This is a genomic window from Agromyces humi (genome assembly GCF_009720255.1).
In the GTDB taxonomy this organism is placed as follows: Bacteria; Actinomycetota; Actinomycetes; order Actinomycetales; family Microbacteriaceae; genus Agromyces; species Agromyces humi.
Map to the genome: position 1 here is coordinate 1 of NZ_WJSP02000696.1, position 859 is coordinate 859.

1 pseudogene is annotated in these 859 nt (G+C 73.2%); it reads right to left on the reverse strand.

Going from position 1 to position 859, the window contains the following annotated elements:
- Nucleotides 1-859 (reverse strand): annotated as a pseudogene (locus GH736_RS23600) (ATP-dependent helicase); the annotation flags it as partial.

The following is an 859-nucleotide window of genomic DNA, read 5'->3' on the forward strand; positions in this document are numbered from 1 at the left end:
CGCCCTCGTCGCCGCGGGCCGCGCGATCGGGCACGAGCCGCTGCAGCATCCGCTCGGTCTCCTCGACCACCTCGGGATCGAGCAGCTCGCGCAACTCGACCGTGCCGAGCAGCTCGGCGAGCAGGGCGGGGTCGAGCGAGAGCGCCGCGGCGCGACGCTCGGCGAGCGGTGCATCGCCCTCGTACATGAACGCGCCCACGTAGCCGAAGAGCAGGCTGGAGGCGAACGGGCTCGCCGTCTCGGTGGTGACCTCGACGAACCGCACCCGGCGTGCTGCGATGCGCTCGGTCAGGCGCGTGAGGGCGGGCAGGTCGTAGACGTCCTGGAGGCACTCGCGCACCGCCTCGAGGATGATCGGGAAGTCGGGGAAATCGCGCGCCACCTCGAGCAGCTGCGATGCGCGCTGCCGCTGCTGCCAGAGCGGCGACCGCCGGCCCGGGTTGATGCGGGGCAGGAGGAGTGCCCGTGCGGCGCACTCGCGGAAGCGCGACGCGAACAGGGCCGAGTCGCCCACGCGCTGCGTGACGAGCTCGACGAGCTCGGCCGACTCGAACGTGAAGAGCTCGGCGCCGGGCGGGTCGTCGGACGTGTCGGGCATGCGCAGCACGATGCCGTCGTCGCTCGCCACCGCGTTCGCGTCGACGCCGAAGCGCTCCTGCACGCGCGCACCCGCGGCGAGCGCCCACGGCGCGTGCACCCGCATGCCGTACGGCGAGTGCAGGACGATGCGCCAGTCGCCCAGCTCGTCGCGGAACCGCTCGACGACGAGGTTCGTGGCATCGGGAACGACGCGGGTCGCCGCCTTCTGGTCGGCGATGAACGCGACGAGGTTGGATGCCGCGCGCTCGTCGAGCCCGGC